Genomic DNA, 20,807 nt, shown 5'->3' with positions numbered 1-20,807 from the left:
CCTCACCCAGCGTGGCGTGCCAGCATCCGGCTCGCTGCTGGACTCCGCGCGGCCTGCAACATTCCTTCCCGGCAACCAGCGCGCTCGTCGCGACCGCGCTCTCCATCAACCACTTCGCTCAGCAACACTATTGTCTCCGCGAATGATTCGGAGGCTGCCGCCGCTCTGTTCGCCGTAATGGGCTGTCAGTGTCAGTGAGCCGAAGCCCTGCACAAGCGCCTGCTGCGACCACGTCTTGGCTCCCGCGAAGCTGCTGGAGACGCCGTTTGCCCCAGGGGTAGTGAGTCCCGTGACGACGAGCCCCTGGTCTGTCTTGTTGAGCTTCGCGCCACCCACGGCGCAACTGCTGATACCACTGAAGGGCAAGAAGCACTCCGATGCCATCCCCGCTGATTGGGCACCCGGGTCCATCTCGACGGAGTCACCCTGGCAACCCGTCAGTCCAAAGAAAGCAGTCGCAACCAGTCCCACTGTCCAATTCCGGTGCATTCAAATCCTCGCATTGGGGGTGACGTTGGTCTTCCTTCCCGGGAAGGATTCAATGTTGGTGCACCAGGCATGCCGCTCGCTCTGGGATGGATTTGATTGCCTTTGTCGCTGTGAGCAGGGAATGGCTTGCGGAATGCCTGTAGCCATTCATGTCACGAGTTGAGGCCGCCTGTGACCTGGTTGGCCACCGGCCAGGAAAACGGAGGCAGTCATCAACGCCTCCGAGTCACAGGAGCAACAGCACTGCACCCAAGTGAGTCTATTTACTCTGCGTGAGTGGGTGGTTTCACGGACTGTGGCGCGCTATCGAGCCTGGGCTGCTAGCCGACTGACGTGGCCGGCGCCCGCGCGGAGATCCACCAGCAGGCCGCGGTGAAGCGGACCTCTTCTCCTTGCACGAAGGTCTCGAAGGCCGCGCGCACCGCGCCGAGAACCCGCGTGCGAGTCTGCTCATCCGCCCCTTGAAGAAACGAGCCCACGGGGCCGAGCCGACTCAGGTAGCGGACCAGCTCCTTCTCGGGGAAGGCGCAATTCACATCGATGGGCCGCAGCTCGACGTCAGCCCAACCGCTCTGCTCCAGGAGGGCCTGGACGCGGCTCGGGTCCGCGAACGCGAACTGCCCTGGCCCGTCCGATTTCCGAACGGGAAGCTCTGGCAGCAGTGGCGCAGCCGCGCGCTCGGCCGTGGTCATGAACGGATTCTCCGAGCCACTCCGCCAGGCGATGAACCTGACCTCGCCACCCTCCCTCACGGCCCCTCTCAGATTCGTGAAGGCCCGGACCGGGTCGTCGAAGAACATCACCCCGAAGCGCGAGATGAGCACATCGAAGCTCGCGGGCTCTAACCCATGGCTCTGCGGGTCGCCGTGGACGAAGCGCGCCGGCGTACCGTCCTGCTCGGCCCGTGCCCGTGCGACGGCGAGCATCGGCTCCGAGATATCGATGCCGACACAGCGCCCCTTGGCTCCCAGCTTCCGAGCGACAGCGAGTGTGGTCGCGCCCGTGCCACAGCCGATGTCGAGCACCCGTCCTCCGGAGTCCGGGGACACCGCCGCGACGAGCAGGTCCTCGAACGGCTGGAACATCCCATCCAGCACCTCCCGCAGGTCGACCCAGGCGTTCCCGGAGGTGCCGTTCCACATCTTCGACTGCTCGTTCTCGGGTGCGTTCGTGGCACTCATGCGTGTCTCCTTCGACTTGCCTTCAGGCAGCGGAAGCTCAACTGTGCCAGTTCAAGTCGACTTGAGGTCAAGCGGGTGAGAGACCTGGACATCACGGAGGTGGCGCGGCGGTCCGGCGTTCCCGCCTCGACACTCCGGTTCTACGAGGCCAGGGGACTGTTGTCCTCCACCGGCCGGCGCGGTCTGCGCCGACTGTTCGCTCCTGACGTACTGGAGCGCCTGTCGCTCATCGCCATGGGCCGCGCCGCTGGCTTCTCGCTGGAGGACATCGCGCGCATGTTCGCGCCGGACGGACGCCTGCGCCTGGACCGGAAGCTGCTCTCGGCCCGGGCGGACGAGCTGGACAGGACGATTCGAGAGCTCAGCGCCATGCGCGATGGCCTGCGCCACGCCGCCGTCTGTCCCGCGCCCAGCCACCTGGAGTGCCCCACCTTCCGCCGCATCCTGCGCTCCACCGCGCCGGCCGCGCGAAGCAAGCGAACACCCCCGAAACCACGGCGTTAGTCCGCACCCTCCGCCCGCTCCCTCGAACGCCCGCGCCACCGGGACGATGCCGAAGCGCTCGCGCCCTTTCACCTTCAGGCGGTGCCTGGGAGGCCCGCATGAGCAAGGACAAGCGCAAGAAGCAGGGCGCCAACGGTGGCGGCGGGGGCGTGAAAGCGGACACGCCGATGAAGACCTATCGGGAGGGAGAGCGCTTCCCGGGCCGCATTGGTCGCACGTACGAGGAATCCGAGCCGGCCTTCCCGATGCCGCCCAAGGCACCGAAGGACGCGCCCAACATCCTCTACGTCATCCTGGACGACGTCGGCTTCGGCTGGTGTGAGCCCTTCGGCGGCATGATTCGCACGCCCACGCTGATGAAGCTGGCCAGGCAGGGCCTGCGCTACACGCACTTCACCACCACGGCGCTGTGCTCGCCCACGCGCTCCTGTCTCGTCACCGGCCGCAACCACCACTCCGTGGGCATGGCCAACATCACCGAACTGGCCACGGGCTTCCCCGGCTACAACGGCCGTCAGCCGCAAGACAAGGCGGGAGTGCCCGCCATGCTCCATCAACACGGATACACCAGCTACTGCATCGGCAAGTGGCACAACACGCCGTCTGAAGAGACGACCATCGCCGGGCCCTATGACCGCTGGCCCACGGGCTCCGTCTTCGGCTTCGACCGCTTCTATGGCTTCCTCGGGGGCGACTGCGACCAGTGGGAGCCGAAGCTCTTCCTGGACCGCGAGGCCGTCGACCCGCCGGCTACGCCCGAGGAGGGCTACCACCTGTCCGCGGACCTGGTGGACCGGGCCATGAGCTGGATTTCGCAGCACCACTCGGCGGACCCGGAGAAGCCGTGGCTGACGTGGCTCGCGCTGGGGTGCGCGCACGCGCCCCACCATGTCGCGCCCGAGTGGGCCGACAAGTACAAGGGCCAGTTCGACATGGGCTGGGACGCCTACCGCGAGAAGGTGCTGGCCCAGCAGAAGAAGCTGGGCATCATCCCCGAACACTCGAAGCTCGCGCCCATGCTGGAGGGCGTGCAGAAGTGGGACTCGCTCTCCGCCGACGAGAAACGCCTCTTCGCGCGCATGGCGGAGCTGTACGCGGGCTTCATCGAACACGCCGACGCACAGCTCGGCCGGCTGATGGAGTTCCTGGAGCGCACCGGCCAGCTCGACAACACGCTGGTGTTCGTCTTCATCGGGGACAACGGCTCCTCCGGTGAGGGCACGCTGACGGGCCTGTTCAACGAGCAGTCCGTGGCGAACAACGCGCAGGAGACGGTGGCGCAGAATATCGCGCGCATCGACCAGTTCGGCCAGCCCGGCTCGTACAATCACTACCCGGTGGGCTGGGCCATGGCGGGCAACACGCCGTTCCAGCTCTGCAAGCAGTACACGCACTTCGGCGGCGTGCGAAACCCGCTCATCGTCCACTGGCCGCGTGGCATCGAAGCCAAGGGCGAGCTGCGCACGCAGTACCACCACTGCATCGACATCGTCCCGACGATTCTGGAGGCGATTGGCGTGGAGGAGCCCCGCTTCATCAACACGGTGCAGCAGGCGCCCGTCGAGGGCTTCCCGATGAACTACTCGTTCAACGACGCGGAGGCGCCGACCAACCACTCCACCCAGTACTTCGAGATGCTCGGCAACCGGGGCCTGTACCACGACGGCTGGAAGGTCGTGACGTACCACGGGCGCAAGCCGTGGGAGAACAAGGCGCGGTGGAGCTTCGACGAGGACCACTGGGAGCTCTACAACGTGGTGGACGACCCCACCGAGTCCAACGATTTGATGAAGGGCCGCGACAGGGCCAACCTGAGCGACCCGATGGTGAAGAAGCTCATCGAGATGGTGGGCATGTGGTGGGCGGAGGCGGGGCGCTACCAGGTGCTGCCGCTGGATGACCGTTTCCAGATGCGCGCGCTGGGCCGCGCGGGGCTCTACGCGGAGCGCGAGCGCATGACGTATTACGAGGGCGCCGTGCGCATCCAGGAGTTCGCCGGACCGGACACGAAGAACCGCTCCTGGGAGATGACGGCGGAGGTGGAGGTGCCCGCGGGCGATGCGAATGGCCCCATCGTCGCGCTCGGTGGAAGCTCCGCGGGCTTCACGCTGTACCTCAAGAAGGGCGTGCCGGTGTTCTGCTACAACTTCCCCGGACCCGAGCTCACATACATCCGTGGCAAGGAGGCGCTGAAGCCCGGCAAGCACCTGCTGCGCTACGAGTTCGAGAAGACCGGACCGGAGCCCTTCGGCGCGGGCGGCACGGGGCGGCTCTACGTCGACGGGAAGAAGGTGGCGCAAGCTCCGATTCCCCGGACGGTGCCGGTGGGCTACTCGATGGATGAGACCTTCGATGTGGGCTGGGACAAGGGCACGGCGGTGAGCCCCGAGTACCCGTCCAACTCCCGCTTCACCGGCCGCGTGCTGCGCGTGGACTTCGACCTCAAGCCGGACTTCCACCCGGACCACGCGGACCCGGCGAAGAAGGCCGAGGCCCGCTTCAAGCACGAGATGATGCGGCAGTAGCGCGAAGGAACAAGCAACGCTCCCGACCCGCCGCGCCGGGAGCGTCACGCTTCGCGTCACTTCAGACAGACGGCCTCGATGTTGTTGCCGTCGGGGTCCTTCAGGAACGCGGCGTAGTACGTGGGGCTGTAGTCGGCGCGCACGCCGGGCTTCCCGTTGTCCTTGCCGCCAGCCTCCAGTCCGCTGGCGTGGAAGCGGTCCACGGCGGCGTGCTGCGAGGCGCGGAACGCCAGGTGGCTGCCGGGCCCCGCCGTGCCTTGCGTGGGGTAGAGCCACAGCGCGGGCTCACCCGGAGGGCCGAAGCCCGCGCTCGAGTCGTCCCGCGAGCACAATCCAAACCCCAGGGGCGCGAGCGCGGCGGTGTAGAAGCGCACGCTGGCGTCCAGGTCCTTCACCTTCAATCCGATGTGGTCGAACACGATGACCTCTGTGTGAGAGAGGCCGTCACCGTACGGGGCGGGGGGCGAGTCGCTCTTGGAGGAAATTGCGCTCGCCGCGGGCCGCCTGACGGAAGCGTCCGGGAGACACACCCGCCGCGCGGTGGAAGGTGCGCACGAAGTTGGAGAGGTCGCCGAAGCCCACGTCGAAGGCCACGTCGGTGATGGAGCGCGAGTCATCCGCGAGCAGCCGCGCCGCATGGCGCAGCCGGGAGCGCAGCACGTACTGGTGTGGCGTCACGCCAACGACTTTCGAGAAGAGCCGCAGGAAGTGGAACGCGCTGAGCCCCGCCTCCCTCGCCGCGCCCTCCAGGTCGATGTCCTCGCGCGAGTGCGCATCCAGCCACAGCGCCGTCTCCACCACGCGCCGCCGGTCCACGGGCCGCGCCGAGGGTGCCTTGTCCTCGCGTCCGGTGACGACCTCGGCGAAGCGGGCCGCGAACACCAGCCCCACCTCGTCCATCCCCAAATCACTCGAGCCCTCGGCGGTGGCCTGGGCCAGCTCCCCGAGCACCATCAACTCCGGCAGGGGAGGCACTCCGCCGCTGCGCCAATCCTCGGGCGCAAGTCCCATCGACTCCAGCAGCGCCGGGGCCAGCTTGAATGACAGGCACTCATCGCCGCGGAGGTGCTCGTGCGAGCACATGTACTCATCCCCGGGGTGGCCAATCAGCAGCGAGCCCGCGACGAGCTCGAAGGCCTCGCCGCGCGTGCGGTAGCAGAAGGTGCCCTTGCGCACATAGGCCACGGAGAAGGCGCGGTGCTGCTCGACGAAGGGCGCGTCCTCGGGGCCGGCATCGCACCGGAAGTCCGTCACCTGAATCGACTCACGCTCCAGGATGGTCGAGGCCCGCATCGCCGGCCCAAGCTAATGGCGGGGCCGTACCCGGGCAATGGAAAGCCACGGACGGGGCTACTCGTCCTCCTGCTGGCCGAAGAGCAGCCGCAGCAGGGCCAGGTCCTCGGTGTGGCCAATGACATACACGTGGTCCCCCTGCTGGAACACGGTGTCGCCCTTGGGTGCGACGAGCTCCTGGCCTCGCACCAGGAGCATCGCGGAGGAGCCCGGGGGGAAGGGCAGGTCCGCCAGCCGCTCACCCGCCACGGCCGAGGCCTGGTGGATGTAGAACGAGCTGACCTCGCCCTTGAGGAGCTGGGTGGAGGCGATTTCGAGCACGGCCTGGGGCGGCTCGGGCACGTTGGCGGCAAGTCCCAGCTTGCGCGTCACCCACGGCACCGTGGCGCCGGGCACCAGCCCGTTCACCACCACGATGAAGAACACGATGTTGAAGATGTCGCGCGCCCCCTCCGTGCCGGACAGCACCGGGAAGGTGGCCAGGATGATGGGCACCGCGCCGCGCAGCCCCACCCACCCCGTGAAGACGATTTCCCCCAGGGGGAACTTGAAGGGCAGCAGGCACAAGAGCGCCGCCAGCGGCCTCGCCACGAAGGCGAGGATGAGGCCCAGGACCAGGCCCACCCAGGCCACGTCGATGAGGTTGCGCGGATACACCAGCAACCCGAGCACCAGGAACATCAACACCTGGGACAGCCACGCCAGCGCGTCATGCACGCGCAACAGTCCGGTGCGGTAGCGGATGGTCTCGTTGCCCAGCGCGATTCCGACGATGTACACGGCCAAGAAGCCGCTGCCGTGCAACAGCGTGGGCAGGCCGAAGGACAGGAACGCCAGCGCCAGCGTCATCACCGGATACAACCCCGCCACGCGCAGGCGCAGGCGCTTGAGGACCAGCCGCGCGCCCCAGCCCATGGCCAGGCCCAGGCCGGCGCCCACCACCATCTCCACCAGCGCCGCTCCCACCAGCTCCCAGCCGGGAGCCTTCCCGCTCGCCAGGCTCTGCGTCAGGCCGATGGTGAGGATGACGGCCATGGGGTCGTTGAGCCCCGACTCCAGCTCCAGCGTGGTGCCCACCCGCCGCTTCAGGTGCAGCCCGCTGCCTCGCAGCACGGAGAAGACAGCCGCCGCGTCCGTGGAGGAGACGATGGCGCCCAGCAACAGCGCCTGCGTCCACCCGAAGCCGAACAGGTAGTGCGTCGCCGCGCCCATCAGCGCGGCCGTGGCCACCACGCCCACCGTGGCCAGCGCCGCCGCCGGGCGCAGCGCTGAGTGGATGGCCGCCAGCGGCGTGTTGAGGCCACCGTCGAAGAGGATGAGGACCAGCGCCACCGTGCCCAGGCGGAAGGCGAAGCTGTAGTTGTCGAACGCGATGCCGCCGGGCCCATCCGAGCCCGCCAACATGCCCACGCCCAGGAACAGCAGCGCCACGGGGATGCCGAAGCGTCCGGACGCGCGACTGAACAGCACGCTGAGCGCGAGCAACGCGCCGCAGACGGCGAGCAGGAATGCGGTGGGAAGCGGCTCGGTGGTGAGCATGTCCGGGGAGGACTCTACTCGCCCCCGGAGAAACTCAGGCGTCCACGCGCGATGACGTGCGGGTGGAGTGGGTCGCGGAGGACAGGGGCAGCGTGAAGGAGAAGGTGCTGCCCTCGCCCGGCGTGCTCCGGGCGTGGATGCTTCCGCCGTGGGCTTCGACGAGCCCCTTGGCGATGGCGAGCCCCAGGCCCGTGCCCCGGCTGGCCGCGTCGCGCGCCTGCCAGTACCGGTCGAAGATGTGCGGCAGCGCCTCGGCGTCGATGCCCGCGCCCGTGTCCCTCACGTGGAAGCACACCTCGCCGTTGCGCACGACGGCCCCCACGTCCAAGTCCCCTCCCGCCGGGGTGAACTTCACCGCGTTGCCCAGGAGGTTGCCCATCACCTGGAGCACGCGAGTCCGGTCGCACCGGGTGCGCACGTCCTCGGGCGGGGGTTGGGGGTGCAGGTGCAGTCCCTTGACCTCCGCGAGAGGCCGGATGGACTCCATCGCCTCCGCGACGAGCCCCGCCACCGAGTGCTCACCCAGCTCCAGCGGCAGCCCGCCCGCCTCCAGCCGGCCCCAGTCCAGCAGGTCCGAGATGAGGCGCGACATCCGGTCCGTCGCGTCCTGGATGCGCGTGGCCTGCTTGGTGACGATTTCTCCACCCGGCCGCGCGCCCGGCCCGCGCAGGAGCAGCGCCGCGCCCAACTGCACCACGCCCAGCGGGTTCTTCAAGTCGTGCGAGACGACGGCCAGCAGGTCCTCGCGCGCCCGAGCGGCCCGGCGCGATTCGCCCACCAGCCGCGCGTTGTCGATGGCCAGGCTTGCGCGCAGGCACAGGTCCTCCGCCAGCGCCAGGTCATCCGGTCCATACCGCCGCCCGGAGCCCGAGGAGACGAACGTCACCGCGCCCAGCGTGTTCCCGCGCGCGCGCAGCGGGATGATCATGTACGAGCGCGCCTGGAGCGTGCGCAGCAGGGTGGGGTGCGCGGGCTCCGCCGCCGCCGCGCGCAACAGCGAGTCCGTCACCGCGGGCACCAGCTCCGGCTCCCCGGTGCGCAGCACGCGCAGCAAGCCCACCGGCGCGTCGTCGCGCTTCTCGATTCGCTGGGGCAGCGCGCTCGCGCGCTCCTGCTGCGTCGGGTCCAGGCACGCCACCGCCACGCGGGACACGAAGGGGCCCTGCTCCAGCGCGTCCACCAGACACCAGTCCGCCAGGTCCGGCACCGCCAGGTGCGCCAGCAGCGTGTACATGCCGTGCGGATCAGGCGGATGGGTGAACAGCGTCGTCATCGCCTGGTACAGGAACGAGCGGCGGCGCTCGGCCTGTTCGACCTCGGCCCGCGCGGCCTGCTCCAGCTCCAGCGCGCGCGAGTACACGGCCTCCGCTTCCGTGAGCGGCCTCGCCGTCACCAGCACGGTGCGGGCGCCACCCTCGGAGGGCAGCGGCGTGAGCACCAGGGCGTGGCGGCGCAGCCCCGCGTCCACCGGCCACGGCAGCTCCACCGTGACGGCGTCGCCGCGAGTCGAGGCCTGCACCCGCGCCGCATCCAACCGCGCGGCATCCTCCAGGGGGACGCCCAGCTCGCCCCAGTGCCGGCCCACCAGCCCCTCCGGCCCCTGGCCGAACGCCCGCGCTCCCGATGTGCTGCACGCCAGGATGCGGCCCGTGGCATCGAGCACGTAGGCCGGGTCGGGAAGCGCCGTGAAGGCGCCGAGGAAGGAAGGCAGGTGGGTACTCATCGAGGTGCGGGGGGCTGACGGGATATTGACATCGCTCGGCCCCAAGGCCATTCCGGACCCGTCAGGCCCCTCTCAAGGATTCAGTACTGGATAATGTGTCTCACCCCGGCTGCGTGTCTGCCCGGACGGCGAGCAACACCCGGGAAGGCAGGGCGGACAGGGAGACGACCTCGTCGGCCAGTCCCGCGTTCACCACGACGCCAGGCATGCCGAAGACGACGGAGGACTCCTCGTCCTGGGCCAGCACCCGGCCTCCGGCCTCTCTCAGCTCCCGCGCCCCCTCCAGGCCGTCCTGTCCCATGCCGGTGAGGACGACGGCCAGCCCCTCCGAGCCGTGCGCGCGCGCCACCGAGCGGAACAGCCACGTCGCGGACGGGCGGAAGCCGTTGACGGGCGCCGCCTTGGACACCTGCGCCCGGCCGTCCTGGACGCCCAGGTGCCGGTCATCCGGCGCCAGGTAGACGTGCCCTGGCAACAGCAGCTCGCCCTCCTCCGCCACCCGCACGGGCAGCGGGCCGGCCGTGGCCAGCCAGGACGCCAGGCCCTGCCCGAAGCCGAGCGCGATGTGTTGCACCACCAGCAGCGGCGCGGGGAAGTCCGCGGGCAGCTCCGACAGGAGCCGGAACAGCGCGGCCGGCCCCCCCGTGGACGCGGCCAGGGCCACCACCGCCGTCCGCGACGTCTGCGCGCGGGGCGCGGGCTTGGGCGCGGGCGTGGCATGCGGGGTGCTCCGGTCCGGCCAGCGGCGGACGACCTTCACCTCGGCCATGGCCTTGAGGGTGTCGCGCAGGCGGCGGCTGTCCGCGTCGAAGTCCGGAGTCTCCGGGCCCAGGGGCTTCTGGAGCACCGCGAGCGCGCCGGCCCGCAACGCGGCCATGGACGTCTGGATGTCGCGCTCCACCAGCGTGGAGACGACGACGACGGGCGTGGGCACCTCCGTCATGATGCGACGGGTGGCCTCCAGGCCATCCATGCGCGGCATCTGGATGTCCATCGTCACCAGATGGGGCCGCAGGCGCTGGGTGAGCTCCACCGCCTCCACGCCGTCCCTGGCTTCTCCCACCACGCTCAGCGCCGGGTCGGCGCGGAGGATTTCCACCAGCAGCCTGCGGGCGGTGGGCGAGTCCTCGGCCACCACGATGCGCAACGGTTCGGTCCTCATAGCAGTCGTCTCAAGGTCTCCAGCAGGCTCGTGGGGTCGAAGGCGCTTTTCACAAGATAGGCACTGGCGCCAGCTTGCAGCCCGCGCGCCTTGTCCTCCGGGCGGCCCCGGGCGGTGACGAGGACGACTGGCAGCCGCGCGAAGCGCGGGGAGGCACGCACGGCCTCGGTGAGGGCGATGCCGTCCATGCGCGGCATCTCCACGTCCAGCACCAGCGCGTCGGCGCCGCCCGCCTGCAGGCGCTCCCAGGCCTCGGCTCCGTCGGCGCAGGGCACCACGTCGTAGCCCGCGCCCTCCAGGATGCTCTGCTCCAGCGCGCGCGTCGTGGGCGAGTCGTCCGCCAGCACCACGCGCCGGCGCGCCCGCTGGGTGGCCGGGGCGGGGAACAGCGCCGTGGAAGGACGCCCTCCCGCGGCCCGCACCAGCGACACGGGGTTGAGCAGGAGCGACAGCCGCCCGTCCGGCAGCACCGCCGCCGCGGACACATGGCGGGCGCGGCGCACCCGGGGGCCGAGCGCCCGGACGAGCGCCTCCTGCTCCTCCAGGACTTCATCCACCACCAGCGCGGCCCGCGCGGTGCCGGCCGCGAGCACCACCGCGCTCCGGCGCTGACGCGGAGGACCCGGAGTCAGCCCCAGCACGTCCGCCAGCGAGGCCAGGGGCACCAGCGCGTCCGGGGCCACCCACGTCGGGCGGCCCTCCACGTCGCGCACCTCCTCGGGCGCCAGCCGCACCAGCCGTGCCACTCCCTCCTGGGCCAGCGCGAGCGTCTGTCCTCCCGCGGACACCAGCAGGACGCGCAAGGTGCTCAGCGTGAGGGGCACGTCCAGCGTGAAGCGCGCGCCCTTCCCGGGCCAGGTGGTCACCTCCACCGTGCCGCGCATCGCCTCCACTTCCGTGCGCACCACGTCCAGGCCCACGCCCCGGCCCGCGACCTCGGTGACGCGAGTGGAGGTGGACAGGCCGGAGTGGAAGGCGAGGCGCGCGGCGTCCTCGTCGTCCTCGGGCACGTCGAGTCCCCGGGCCTGTGCGCGGGCGCGCAGCGCTCCCACGTCCAACCCGCGCCCGTCGTCCTCCACCGTCACCTCCACGCGACTGCCGCGCAGGCGGGCCGACAGCGCGACGCGGCCCTCCTCGGGCTTGCCCGCGCGGACCCGCTCCTCGGGGGACTCCATTCCGTGGGCCACCGCGTTGCGCACCAGGTGGAGCATGGGTTCGCGCAGGGACTGGAGCAGCGAGCGGTCCAGCTCCAGCGCGCCGCCGTTCACCTCCAGCCGCGCCTTCTTGCCCTCGGAGCGGGCCACGTCGCGCGCGGCGCGCACCAGGCCCTCGCAGCCCTCCAGGAAGGGCAGGGTGCGCGCGCGGCGGACCTCGTCGTCCATGCCGGTGGCCACGCCACTCAAGGTCCGCTGGTCCGCGGCCAGCTCGCGAGTCACGCGCGCCAGCTCCTTCTCGGCCTTGCGCAGCGAGCCCTCGGCCTCGGTGCCCTGCACCGCCTCGCGCATGCGCGCCAGCTCCTCGCGCACGCCCTCCAGCGTCTCCGTGCGTCCCTCGAGTCGCAGCGAGGCGACCCGAAGCTCGCCACTGCGCGACAGCAGCGCGTCCAGCTTCTGCGCGGACACCCGCACCGGCAGCGTCGTCTCCACCGCGGGGCCCACGGGCGCGTGCTCCGGCGCGGAGGGCTCGGCCGCACGCGAGGGCTCGGCCGCGCGCGAGGGCTCGGCCGCGCGCGCGGGCTCCGATGTCGAGGTCCTCGCCGCGCGAGTGTCCTCCGTCGTCCGGGTCCTCCCGGTGCGCGCCGTGTCGGAGGACGCGGACGGACGCGTCGTCGCCTCGGACGGGCCCGCCGCGCGCTCCAGGTCCGGCAGCAGCTTCTCCAGCGGAGAGCCGGTCAGCTCCTGCTTCGTGGCGAGCCGCCGTCCCGCGTCGTCCAGCGCGTCCACGGTGGAGAAGCACAGCTCGTACAGCTCCGGCGCCGCGGTGCGCCCGTCGCGCAGCGGCTCCAGCACCTCCTCCAGCCGGTGACACGCCGTCTCCACCAGCATGGCGCTGGCCGCGCGCGCGGCGCCCTTCACGCTGTGCAGCGTGCGCAGCAGCGAGGCCACGCGCTCGGCGGCGCGCGACGTGCCCTGCTCCCGCTCCAGCGCGAGCAGGTCCCGGTTGAGCGAGGCCACGTGCCCCTCGAGCTCCTCGAGGAACGTGGCCAGCAGTGCCTGGGCGAGCCTGTCGCGGTCCATCAGCGCCCGTACTCTTCGAGCAGGTTCTTGAGCTTCTGGCCCATGGAGTTGATGTCCTGCATGGCCCGCTCCGTCTGGCGCGAGGACATCAGGCCCTGCTGGGTGGCCTGGTTGACGTCATGCATCGCCTGGCGAATCTGGGCGATGCCGGTGGCCTGCTGGTTGGCGGAGGCCGCGATTTGCGCGGCGGTGAGCGACGCCTGGGCGAGCAGATCAGACAGCGTCTGGATGGTGGAGCCCGCCTCGGCGACGATGCGCGTGGTCGTCGCCACGCTCTTGGTGCCTTCCTCGGTGGTCATCACCGCGCCGTGCGTGGCCTTCTGAATCTGTCCCAGAATCTGGCGCACCTGCCCGGTGGCCTTCTTGGACTGGTCCGCGAGCGCCTTCACCTCGGCGGCGACCACGGCGAAGCCCCGGCCGTTCTCCCCGGCGCGGCTGGCCTCGATGGAGGCATTGAGCGCGAGCATGTGCGTCTGCTCGGAGATGTCATTGACGGTGGTGATGATGTCGCCAATGGCCTGCGCCTGCTCGGCGAGGGCGAGGATGCGCGAGGCGATGGACTCCACCTGCTCGCGCACGGTGCCCATGGAGGAGACGGCCTCCTCCACGGAGCGCCGCCCGCTGCGGCCCACCTCCTCGGCGTGACGGGCGGACTCGCTGACGTTGCGCGCGCGGCCGGCGGCCTCCTCGGACGTCTTGGTGATTTCCTCGATGGTGCTCACCGTCTCCGTCACCGCGCTGCCCTGCTCCTGCGCTCCGGCCACCTGCTCCGTGGTGCTGGCCAGGATTTCGGAGCTGGCGCCCGCGAGCTGATTGACGAACTCCGCCACGGTGCGCAGCGTGTGCTCGCGCTGCTCGGACTGTTTGGCGATTTGCGCCTCGGACTGCTGGCGGCGCTCGGCCATGGTGTTGAAGGCGCGCGCCAGCTCCGCCGTCTCGTCGCTGCCCCGGATGTCGATGCGATGGGTGAGGGTGCCCGCGCCGAGCTTCTCGGTGCCCTCCATGAGCTTGCGCAGCGGGACGGTGATGCTGCGGGTGACCACGTAGCTGCCGGCCGAGACGATGAGCAGACCCAGGACGGTGCAGATGCCAAGCACCCACATGATTTGTCGCGCGGAGGACTCGGCGGCCTCGGAGTGCTCCGTCCACCGCTCCTGCTCCTCCGCGAGCATCTCGTTGATGAGATCTCGAATCTGGTCCATCAACTGCCTGCCCCGGTTGTTGCGGACGATGACCAGCGAGCCCTCCAGGCCCTTCTCGCGGCGCTGGCGGATGCCCTCCTCGAGCAGGGCCAGGCGGCCCGTCACCAGCGGCTCCAGGCGCACCATGCGGTTGCGTTGCTCGGGGAAGGGGGCCATGGCGTCGCGCAGCATGTTGATGTCTTGCTGGAGCGAGGCGAGGGCCGACTGGTAGGGCTCCAGGTACGGGTCTTCGCCCGTGAGCAGGAAGCCGCGTTGGCCCGTCTCCGCGTCGATGAGCAGGGCGCGCACCTCGCGGACCAGGCGGAAGTTCTCGTGGGCCTTGAGCAGCCCTTCAGTGGTCTCATTCAGTTGACGTGCGCCCTGGAAGGCGACGGCCGCCAGGACGAGCAACACCATCAACGACAGTCCGAAGCCGATCGTGATGCGGTTCCCGATGTTCATACGACTCCTTCGTCGGACAAATCGAACACGAGGCGACTGTCACCCAGCAGTGCCTCGCCCTCCAGCATGAGTGTTCCCGTCCTGTCCGCCGCGAACACCAGCTCGCCGGCGGGGCCCGCGGGGGCGGGCAGCAGGTCCTGACTCGACACCTGGGTGACCTCGTGGACTTCCTCGGTGCGCACGCCCAGCTCGGGCCGGTTCGTTCCCAGCACCAGCAGGGGCCCCGGGCTGTCCATCGGGGGGCGGCCGAACAGCGGTGCCAGCTCCACCACGGGGAGGACCTCGCCGTGGAGCAGGGTGAGCCCGCGCAAGGCCGGAGGCGCGCCGGGCAGCGGCACCACGTCCACGCTGCGGACGACCTCCAGCACGAAGCGGGACTCCAGGGCGTACGTCTGGCCGGCGGCGCGAAAGCGCACCACCTCTCGCAGGGTGCCCGGGGCGACGTCGGGCGCGGGAGGGCGGCTCAGCGCGCGGGCGCGCTCGTCGAGCAGCGCGGCCTCCTCCTCGGGGGTGAGGGCGCCTTCCGCCTCACGGGAGGACTCGAGCTCGGCGAGTCGCGCGCGGATGTGCTCCCAGTTCATTCCTTGGGGTCCGGCCATCAGGAGGTCTTGCCTTCAGTCAGGGGAAGCTCCATGCGGAGGCGCTCGTCGCGTGCGGCGCGAGCAAGGTCCCGGGCGAGTTCCCCCTCCGCGAGCGGGAGGGGGGCTTCGGGAGGAAGGGCATTACAGAGGGCTTCTGCTTCGCGCAGGGCCTTGAGGGCGCCCTCGGTGTCGCCGAGTCGACGCAGCACGCGTCCCAGGACGAGCCATGCCACGGCGAGGGTGGGCTCCAGGTAGAGGGCCTGACGGACGGAGCGCTCGGCGTCGGGCAGGCGTCCCTGGCCCAGCAGGAGCAGGGCCTCCAGGTAGCGCAGGCCGGGGACGAGCGGATGGCGGGAGGCGGCCTCGGCGCTCGCGTAGATGGCGGCCTGTGCGTCCAGGTTCGCGATGGAGCGCACGGCGGCGGTGGCCGTGTCGGGGTCGGCATCCAGCGCGCCCATGCGAAGCGCGGCCTCGCGCCAGTCTCCCCTGTCCAGGGCGCGGCGGGCCGCGGCGAGCTCGGAGGGGCTGGGGCCGGAAGCCGCGCCCGTCGTGCCCGAGCGAGGAGCGAAGCCCGGCGCACCCGAGCCACCGCCTGAAGCCGCGCCCGAGCCAGGCGTGAAGCCCGGCGTACTCGTGCCAGCGCCCGAAGCGGTGCCCGAACCTGGAGCGAAGCCAGGCCTGCTCGTGCCACCACCAGCAGCCGAACCTGAGCCGGGCGCGTTCGCGCCAGCGCCCGAAGCAGTGCCCGAGCCAGGAGCAAAGCCGGGTGTGCCCGAGCCGAGCCCGGACGCCGAGCCCGGCGCGCCTCCCACGGTTGTTCCCGAGCCGAAGCGCGCGTGGCCAGCAGCGCCGCTCTCCGTCGCGGTGCGTGCACCGATTCCGTGTGTGGCACCCATCTCCTCGGAGGCCGTGCCGCCGGGAGGCGCCGTCATCCGTCCCCGGTCACCGAACAGCGACGCATCGGGGACGGCCACGGTGGTGCCGGGCGGGAGGCGTCGGTAGAACACGCCCCATTCGGTGAGGATGGGCTCCAGCGGAGCGAGTCCCCCGAGCGGCGGGTCCGAGGGCCCGGTGAAGAGCACCCCTCCTTCACCCAGCGACGCATGGAGGCGGCGAGCCACGGCCTCGATGGTGGAGCCGTTGAAGTAGATGAGGACGTTGCGGCAGAAGACGACGTCCAGCTTCCAGATGCCCGACTCGGGCGAAGGCCACGTATCGAGCGCGAGGTTCAGGTAGTTGAACCGCACGCGCTGCTTCACCTCGGGAGACAGGACGTACTGTCGACCCTCGGGCCGCAGGTGGACCCGCATCCGCTCGGCCCACGGGCCCCGAAGGGACCATTCGCCGTAGTGCGCGCGGCGAGCCCGAGCGAGCGCGGTGCGAGACACATCAGTGGCATACACCGCCATGTGTTCGCCCCAGCCCTCGTTCATCAGCAGGGCCGCCATCGAGTACGGCTCCTCGCCGGAGGAGCAGGCCGCGCTCCACATCTTCACGGTGTAGTCCGGGCCATGCCGTTCACGGAGCTCGGGCAGCACGACGCGGCGGAGGAACTCGAAGTGCTCGGGGGTGCGGAAGAAGTACGTCTCGCCGATGGTGAGCTCGGTGAGGAGGTCATCCATCGCGGCGGAGTCGGAGGTGATGCGCGCGCGGTACTCGTCGAAGTCACTCAGGCCGGCGCGGGCCATGGCGCGGGAGATGCCTTCCTCGGCGGAGGCGGGGCAGCTCGGCGGCGCCAGGCCCGCGCGCTCCTCGACGAGGGCGAGCACGGCGGGGAAGCCCTCATGGCTCCACGGCCCTTGTCTCACGCGCGCTCCGGCGGAGCGGCGAGCGCCGCGTCCAGCTCCAGCGCTTCGGCTTCGGAGAGAAAGCCGCGCAGGTCATGGACCAGCACCAGTCCGTCCTCCAGCTTCGCGGCGCCCGCCACATAGCCCACGCCGGGCAGCTCGCCCGGCGTCTCGTCCCACTCGCCCGGTGCGAGCACTCGCAGGCCCTCGGCGCGGTCCACGCGCAGGGCGACCTGCCGCGAGCCCGCCTGGGCGATGATGATGTGGTCGAACGCGGACAGGGGGCGGGCGGTGTGCCGGAAGCGGCGGCGCAGGTCCAGCACGGGGAGCAACTGGCCGTGCAGGTTGAGCAGTCCCTCCACGACATCGGGGGCGCGGGGCAGCGGAGTCAATCGCACGGCGCGAATCAGCTCTCGCACGTCCTCCATGGGGAGGCCGTAGCGCTGACCTTCCAGGGTGAACAGCAGGACTTCTCGCGGAGCGGGAGCCATGTAGGAGGGACATAGACGCTGTCCTGCGGGCTGTCGAACCCGGCGTGGTCCCCGCATGGCGTCTGTCCACCAGTCCCCACTGGCGCGGGGAGTCCCCTGTCGCGATACATGTTTTTCGGCTTGCGGAAAGCCGCGGGAGTCGGCCGTTCCCCAGCGCCCTGGGTCCGCTCGGCTCCGGGGAGACCTGGCTTGGGAGGCACCTGCTCGAGCCGTGACACGCCGCACGCGGGGAGCCGGACCTGATAGATGCCGGCCCAGGTATCACCGTGAGCGAGGCGCGTTACTCACAGACTCCGCTGTCCTTCGACGCACCGCCGCTCCCCGGCGAGGTGCCGGCGCGTCTCCCGAGCCCGTTCGATTCAGGCCCTCCGGTGCGACTGGCCAGGATGGCCGCGGAGTCGCTGCAACAGCGTCTGCGGCGCGAGCATGCGCGGTGGGAGGAGCTGTGGAGCCCGGGTGGCGGCAAGATGTTCGGGGTGCTGGTCGTCGCGACACCGGGGGGACGGCTGGGGTACCTGTGCGCGTTCTCCGGGATGTTGGGGGGCGCCTGGGAGGTGGAGGGCTTCGTGCCACCGTTGTTCGACCCCGTGGCACGCGCCGCGTTCTGGCCTGCGGGAGAGGCCGAGCTGGCGGAGCTGGGGCGGCGATACGAGGCGCTGAAGGAACAGGCCGCCTGGGTCGCCCGACAACCCAAGGGTCGGGAAGCGGAGCTGAGAGCGCTCGAAGCACTCAGGCGTGAGGTCGCGCACGAGCGGGCCGAGCGTTCCCGTTCCCTGTGGCGACAACTGTCCGTGGGCTTCGAGGTCCCCAACGCGAGAGGCGGGCACCGCTCGATGTCCGCGTTGTTCGCGCCGCGTCCTCCGCCGGGAGGCGCCGGAGACTGCGCGGCGCCCAAGCTGCTCGCGTGCGCCTATCGTCACGGGTGGAAGCCCCTGGCGCTCGCGGAGTTTTGGTGGGGCGCCGAGCCGCTCGGAGGAGGCCGTCAGTCAGGCGCGTACTACCCGGCCTGTGACAACAAATGCGGAACGGTGCTGCCGTTCATGCTGGAGGGAATGGAGGTGGACCCCGCGCCGGTGGTGCCCTCCACTCCCGGCGACGAGGACACCGTCCGCGTGCTGCACGAGGACGCTGCGCTGCTCATCGTCGACAAGCCCCACGGCCTGCCGTCTGTGCCAGGGCGTCATTCCCCCACGCGGGACTCGGTGCTTGTCCTGCTCCAGTCGCGCTTCCCGGACCTGACCGCCGCGCGCTTCGTCCACGAACTCGAGACGGAAGTGTCGGGGCTCCAGGTGATTGCCAGGGACACCGCCACCCAGTCCGCGCTCCAGCGACAGCTCGCGCGAGGCGAAGCCGAGCACCGGCACGTGGCCTGGGTCGAAGGACTCCTCTCCGCCGAGCAGGGCCGCATCGACGTGCCCCTGCGAGGCACTACCTCAGGAACCCTCGAAACGCTCGCGGGCCTGAATCACCACAAGCAGGCCCTGACGGAGTGGCGAGTCGTGGAGCGGAGCGACGCGCGCACCCGCGTGTTGCTGTGGCCCCGGACGCGCCACACGATGCAGCTTCGCATCCATGCAGCGCATCCGTTGGGGCTGGGCCTTCCCCTCGTCGGTGACGCGCGCTTCGGAATCGAAGACACGCGATTGATGCTTCACGCCGAGAGCATGGGCTTCATCCATCCCGCTTCCGGAGAACGGCTGGACTTCTCCTCGCCCGCGCCGTTCTGACGAACAGCGACGCGCGTCCTACTGCGCCTCCATCCGGAACTGCTGGCAGTCGTTGGATGCCCAGACCCATTGTTGGAGCAGCGCGCCGTCGCCGGCCGTCCAGCAGTTGCTCACGTCGAGCACCTTGCCGCTGTGGCGCGCCTCGAAGCGGTGGAAGCCGCCGCTGGTGGCCACGGCCCTGAACTGCTGATTCCAGCCCGGCGCCACGCTCCACTGCTGGACGCGTGCGCCGTCCGTGGTGCTCGCATCGGCGATGTCCACGGCCTTGCCGCTGTAGCGCGATACCAACCGTGAGTAGCCACCGTCGGTGGCCTGGAGGGCCCACTGCTGGCTCGTCCCTCCGTGGCACGCCCACTGGTGCAGCCCGGTGCCGTCCGTCGCCGACGGGCCGATGATATCCAGACACTTGCCGGTGGCCTTGTTGACGAGCCGGTACCACGGGCCACCCGAGCTACCTCCCCAAGAGAACGACACCACCGAGCGCGGCGGCAGCGTGTAGTCGAAGGCCTGTCCCGCCCAGCGGACCTTGAAGGTGAGCGTGCTCCCGTCATTGGAGTTCAGGGCGATGAGCGCGTGCGAGCCATCCGGATTGCGGAAGGCCAGCGTCTCGATGCTGTTGTTGCCGAGTGACGTGGCGCCGATGCGCACCGCCCCCGCGCGCACGACTTTCGCCAGGTGTGCCCACGCGTAGTACTCCTCGTTGCGGGTGTACGTGCCGTTGGCGTTGTTCACCGTGAACATGCCCCGGCAGTCCGCGCAGCCGCCCACGCGCGGGCCGTGGTTGGGGTCCAGCGCCAGGTTCCAGTACACGGAGCTGCGCGCCCAGTGGCGCAGCGGCCCGAAGAGGTTGTTCTGGAGCGCCCACTCCAGGTTGGCCGCGGCGTTCGTCGCCCACGCGCCGCCGGTGCACTCGGTGAAGTGGACCTCCTTGGACGGGTAGGCGTCGTGGAAGGCGGACTGCACCGTGTAGCTGCCCTCGGGGCTCTCGTAGCAGTGATAGGCCACCCCGGCGACGGAGGACTGGGCCTGTCCGTTGTTGTAGGCCATGACCTCATGTGGGAAGCCGGCGGGGCCCGCGCCGTCGTGCCAGTTGTGGTCCCACGCGAGCAGCTTCACTCCATTGAAGCCCGCCGCGTTGAGGGCAGGGCGCAGGTGCTGCGAGGCGAACACCGCCTGGTCATTCGACTCCATCTGCATGGTGGCGTAGCTGCCGTTCGCGTTGTGCGGCTCGTTCTGGAGACTGAACGCATGCAGTGGCACGCCTTGCGCGGCGTAGGCCTGCGCGAACTTCACGAAGTACTGCGCATAGGTGCCGTAGAGGTCATTGCGCAGGTAGCCGCCGCCCAGCAGCGAGTTGTTGAACTTCATCCACGCCGGGGCGCTCCACGGCACGGCGAGCACCTTCACCTCGGGATTGATGGCGCGGGCCTGCTGGAGCAGCGGAAGGATGTAGGCCGCGTCGTGTCCCACCGAGAAGTCATTCAAGTCGCAGCAGGTGTCGTCGTACGTGTAGTGATTGCGCGCGAAGTCCGACGAGCCCATGGGCAGACGGATGAGGTTGTAGCCCGCGCCCGCGCTCACGCTGAACAAGTCACTCATGATGGCCGCGCGGTGCGGCGAGCCATGGATGAGCCACGCGGAGGAGTCCGTGAGCGCTCCGCCGAACCCGTCGAGCGTCTGGTACGTCACGCCGTCATTCACGTCGATGACCAGGGCCGTGTTGCTCTCCGGGCCGAACGTCCTGCTCGCCTCCAGGCTCAGCTTCTTGGCCAGGGTGCTGCCGGACGTCGTCGTGAGATGGACCTGGACGGACTCGCCCGCCGCGAGCGCATGGGGAGCGGCGAGCACCGACGCGACGAGCACGGCGGCCGGAAGCGACGACAAAGACGGCAGGGACATGCGGAGGACTCCGACAGCGAGGGGTC

Annotated in this window: 15 protein-coding genes; 3 read left to right on the top strand and 12 right to left on the bottom strand. The window is 70.3% G+C overall.

Annotated features, from left to right (window positions below):
* Positions 1–809: 809 nt before the first annotated feature.
* Positions 810–1,670, bottom strand: coding sequence for a class I SAM-dependent methyltransferase (locus tag G4D83_RS44060; RefSeq protein WP_163870966.1), 861 nt, complete (start codon positions 1,668–1,670; stop codon positions 810–812).
* Positions 1,671–1,745: 75 nt separating this feature from the next.
* Between G4D83_RS44060 and G4D83_RS44055 the strand changes: the two genes are divergently transcribed.
* Positions 1,746–2,174: a helix-turn-helix domain-containing protein gene (locus G4D83_RS44055; protein WP_163870965.1), complete on the top strand. Its 429-nt coding sequence runs from the start codon at positions 1,746–1,748 to the stop codon at positions 2,172–2,174.
* Between the two features lie 98 nt (positions 2,175–2,272).
* Positions 2,273–4,699, top strand: a complete 2,427-nt coding sequence (locus G4D83_RS44050; protein ID WP_240357163.1) for an arylsulfatase — start codon at positions 2,273–2,275, stop codon at positions 4,697–4,699.
* Between the two features lie 56 nt (positions 4,700–4,755).
* Here G4D83_RS44050 and G4D83_RS44045 read toward each other — a convergent pair whose 3' ends face one another.
* The 10 genes from G4D83_RS44045 to G4D83_RS44000 form a co-directional block, all read right to left on the bottom strand.
* Positions 4,756–5,118 carry a VOC family protein gene (locus G4D83_RS44045; protein ID WP_163870964.1) on the bottom strand — a complete coding sequence of 121 codons (363 nt, stop codon included), beginning with the start codon at positions 5,116–5,118 and terminating at the stop codon, positions 4,756–4,758.
* A gap of 25 nt (positions 5,119–5,143) precedes the next feature.
* Positions 5,144–5,992, bottom strand: a complete 849-nt coding sequence (locus G4D83_RS44040; RefSeq protein ID WP_163870963.1) for a helix-turn-helix transcriptional regulator — start codon at positions 5,990–5,992, stop codon at positions 5,144–5,146.
* Positions 5,993–6,049: 57 nt separating this feature from the next.
* Positions 6,050–7,531 (bottom strand): potassium/proton antiporter, encoded by a 1,482-nt coding sequence (locus G4D83_RS44035; RefSeq protein ID WP_163870962.1) that lies wholly within the window; start codon positions 7,529–7,531, stop codon positions 6,050–6,052.
* Between the two features lie 34 nt (positions 7,532–7,565).
* Positions 7,566–9,254 carry an ATP-binding protein gene (locus G4D83_RS44030; protein ID WP_205522860.1) on the bottom strand — a complete coding sequence of 563 codons (1,689 nt, stop codon included), beginning with the start codon at positions 9,252–9,254 and terminating at the stop codon, positions 7,566–7,568.
* Between the two features lie 100 nt (positions 9,255–9,354).
* The gene (gene cheB / locus G4D83_RS44025) at positions 9,355–10,416 is read right to left on the bottom strand and encodes a chemotaxis-specific protein-glutamate methyltransferase CheB (protein WP_163870960.1); all 1,062 of its coding nucleotides are present in this window, start codon (positions 10,414–10,416) and stop codon (positions 9,355–9,357) included.
* Positions 10,413–12,653 (bottom strand): hybrid sensor histidine kinase/response regulator, encoded by a 2,241-nt coding sequence (locus G4D83_RS44020; protein ID WP_163870959.1) that lies wholly within the window; start codon positions 12,651–12,653, stop codon positions 10,413–10,415. The genes cheB and G4D83_RS44020 overlap by 4 nt, the downstream gene beginning before the upstream one ends.
* Positions 12,653–14,296: a methyl-accepting chemotaxis protein gene (locus G4D83_RS44015; RefSeq protein ID WP_163870958.1), complete on the bottom strand. Its 1,644-nt coding sequence runs from the start codon at positions 14,294–14,296 to the stop codon at positions 12,653–12,655. The genes G4D83_RS44020 and G4D83_RS44015 overlap by 1 nt, the downstream gene beginning before the upstream one ends.
* On the bottom strand, positions 14,293–14,895 hold the full coding sequence (locus tag G4D83_RS44010) for a chemotaxis protein CheW (protein WP_163870957.1): 603 nt from the start codon (positions 14,893–14,895) through the stop codon (positions 14,293–14,295). Before G4D83_RS44010 ends, G4D83_RS44015 begins: the two co-directional genes overlap by 4 nt.
* Complete coding sequence (locus tag G4D83_RS44005; RefSeq protein WP_163870956.1) at positions 14,895–16,685, bottom strand: CheR family methyltransferase; 1,791 nt, start codon at positions 16,683–16,685, stop codon at positions 14,895–14,897. Before G4D83_RS44005 ends, G4D83_RS44010 begins: the two co-directional genes overlap by 1 nt.
* The gene (locus tag G4D83_RS44000; protein ID WP_163870955.1) at positions 16,682–17,155 is read right to left on the bottom strand and encodes a chemotaxis protein CheW; all 474 of its coding nucleotides are present in this window, start codon (positions 17,153–17,155) and stop codon (positions 16,682–16,684) included. Before G4D83_RS44000 ends, G4D83_RS44005 begins: the two co-directional genes overlap by 4 nt.
* 266 nt (positions 17,156–17,421) lie before the next feature.
* Between G4D83_RS44000 and G4D83_RS43995 the strand changes: the two genes are divergently transcribed.
* Complete coding sequence (locus tag G4D83_RS43995; protein WP_163870954.1) at positions 17,422–18,882, top strand: RluA family pseudouridine synthase; 1,461 nt, start codon at positions 17,422–17,424, stop codon at positions 18,880–18,882.
* 18 nt (positions 18,883–18,900) lie between these two features.
* On the opposite strand, the gene G4D83_RS43990 is transcribed toward G4D83_RS43995, so the two are convergent.
* A complete protein-coding gene (locus G4D83_RS43990; RefSeq protein WP_163870953.1) occupies positions 18,901–20,781 on the bottom strand; it encodes an RICIN domain-containing protein in 1,881 nt (626 codons plus the stop codon).
* Between the last annotated feature and the right edge of the window lie 26 nt (positions 20,782–20,807).

The sequence above is a fragment of the Myxococcus eversor genome (assembly GCF_010894455.1).
Classification (GTDB): domain Bacteria; phylum Myxococcota; class Myxococcia; order Myxococcales; family Myxococcaceae; genus Myxococcus; species Myxococcus eversor.
This window is presented reverse-complemented; position numbering and strand designations above follow the sequence as displayed.

Bases quoted from the DNA above. Each gene is read 5' to 3' on its own strand.
- G4D83_RS44015 (WP_163870958.1), bottom strand. From the start codon at position 14,296: ATGAACATCGGGAACCGCATCACGATCGGCTTCGGACTGTCGTTGATG.
- G4D83_RS44060 (WP_163870966.1), bottom strand. From the start codon at position 1,670: ATGAGTGCCACGAACGCACCCGAGAACGAGCAGTCGAAGATGTGGAAC.
- G4D83_RS44040 (WP_163870963.1), bottom strand. From the start codon at position 5,992: ATGCGGGCCTCGACCATCCTGGAGCGTGAGTCGATTCAGGTGACGGAC.
- cheB (WP_163870960.1), bottom strand. From the start codon at position 10,416: ATGAGGACCGAACCGTTGCGCATCGTGGTGGCCGAGGACTCGCCCACC.
- G4D83_RS44020 (WP_163870959.1), bottom strand. From the start codon at position 12,653: ATGGACCGCGACAGGCTCGCCCAGGCACTGCTGGCCACGTTCCTCGAG.
- G4D83_RS44035 (WP_163870962.1), bottom strand. From the start codon at position 7,531: ATGCTCACCACCGAGCCGCTTCCCACCGCATTCCTGCTCGCCGTCTGC.
- G4D83_RS43990 (WP_163870953.1), bottom strand. From the start codon at position 20,781: ATGTCCCTGCCGTCTTTGTCGTCGCTTCCGGCCGCCGTGCTCGTCGCG.
- G4D83_RS44030 (WP_205522860.1), bottom strand. From the start codon at position 9,254: ATGAGTACCCACCTGCCTTCCTTCCTCGGCGCCTTCACGGCGCTTCCC.
- G4D83_RS44050 (WP_240357163.1), top strand. From the start codon at position 2,273: ATGAGCAAGGACAAGCGCAAGAAGCAGGGCGCCAACGGTGGCGGCGGG.
- G4D83_RS44000 (WP_163870955.1), bottom strand. From the start codon at position 17,155: ATGGCTCCCGCTCCGCGAGAAGTCCTGCTGTTCACCCTGGAAGGTCAG.
- G4D83_RS44010 (WP_163870957.1), bottom strand. From the start codon at position 14,895: ATGGCCGGACCCCAAGGAATGAACTGGGAGCACATCCGCGCGCGACTC.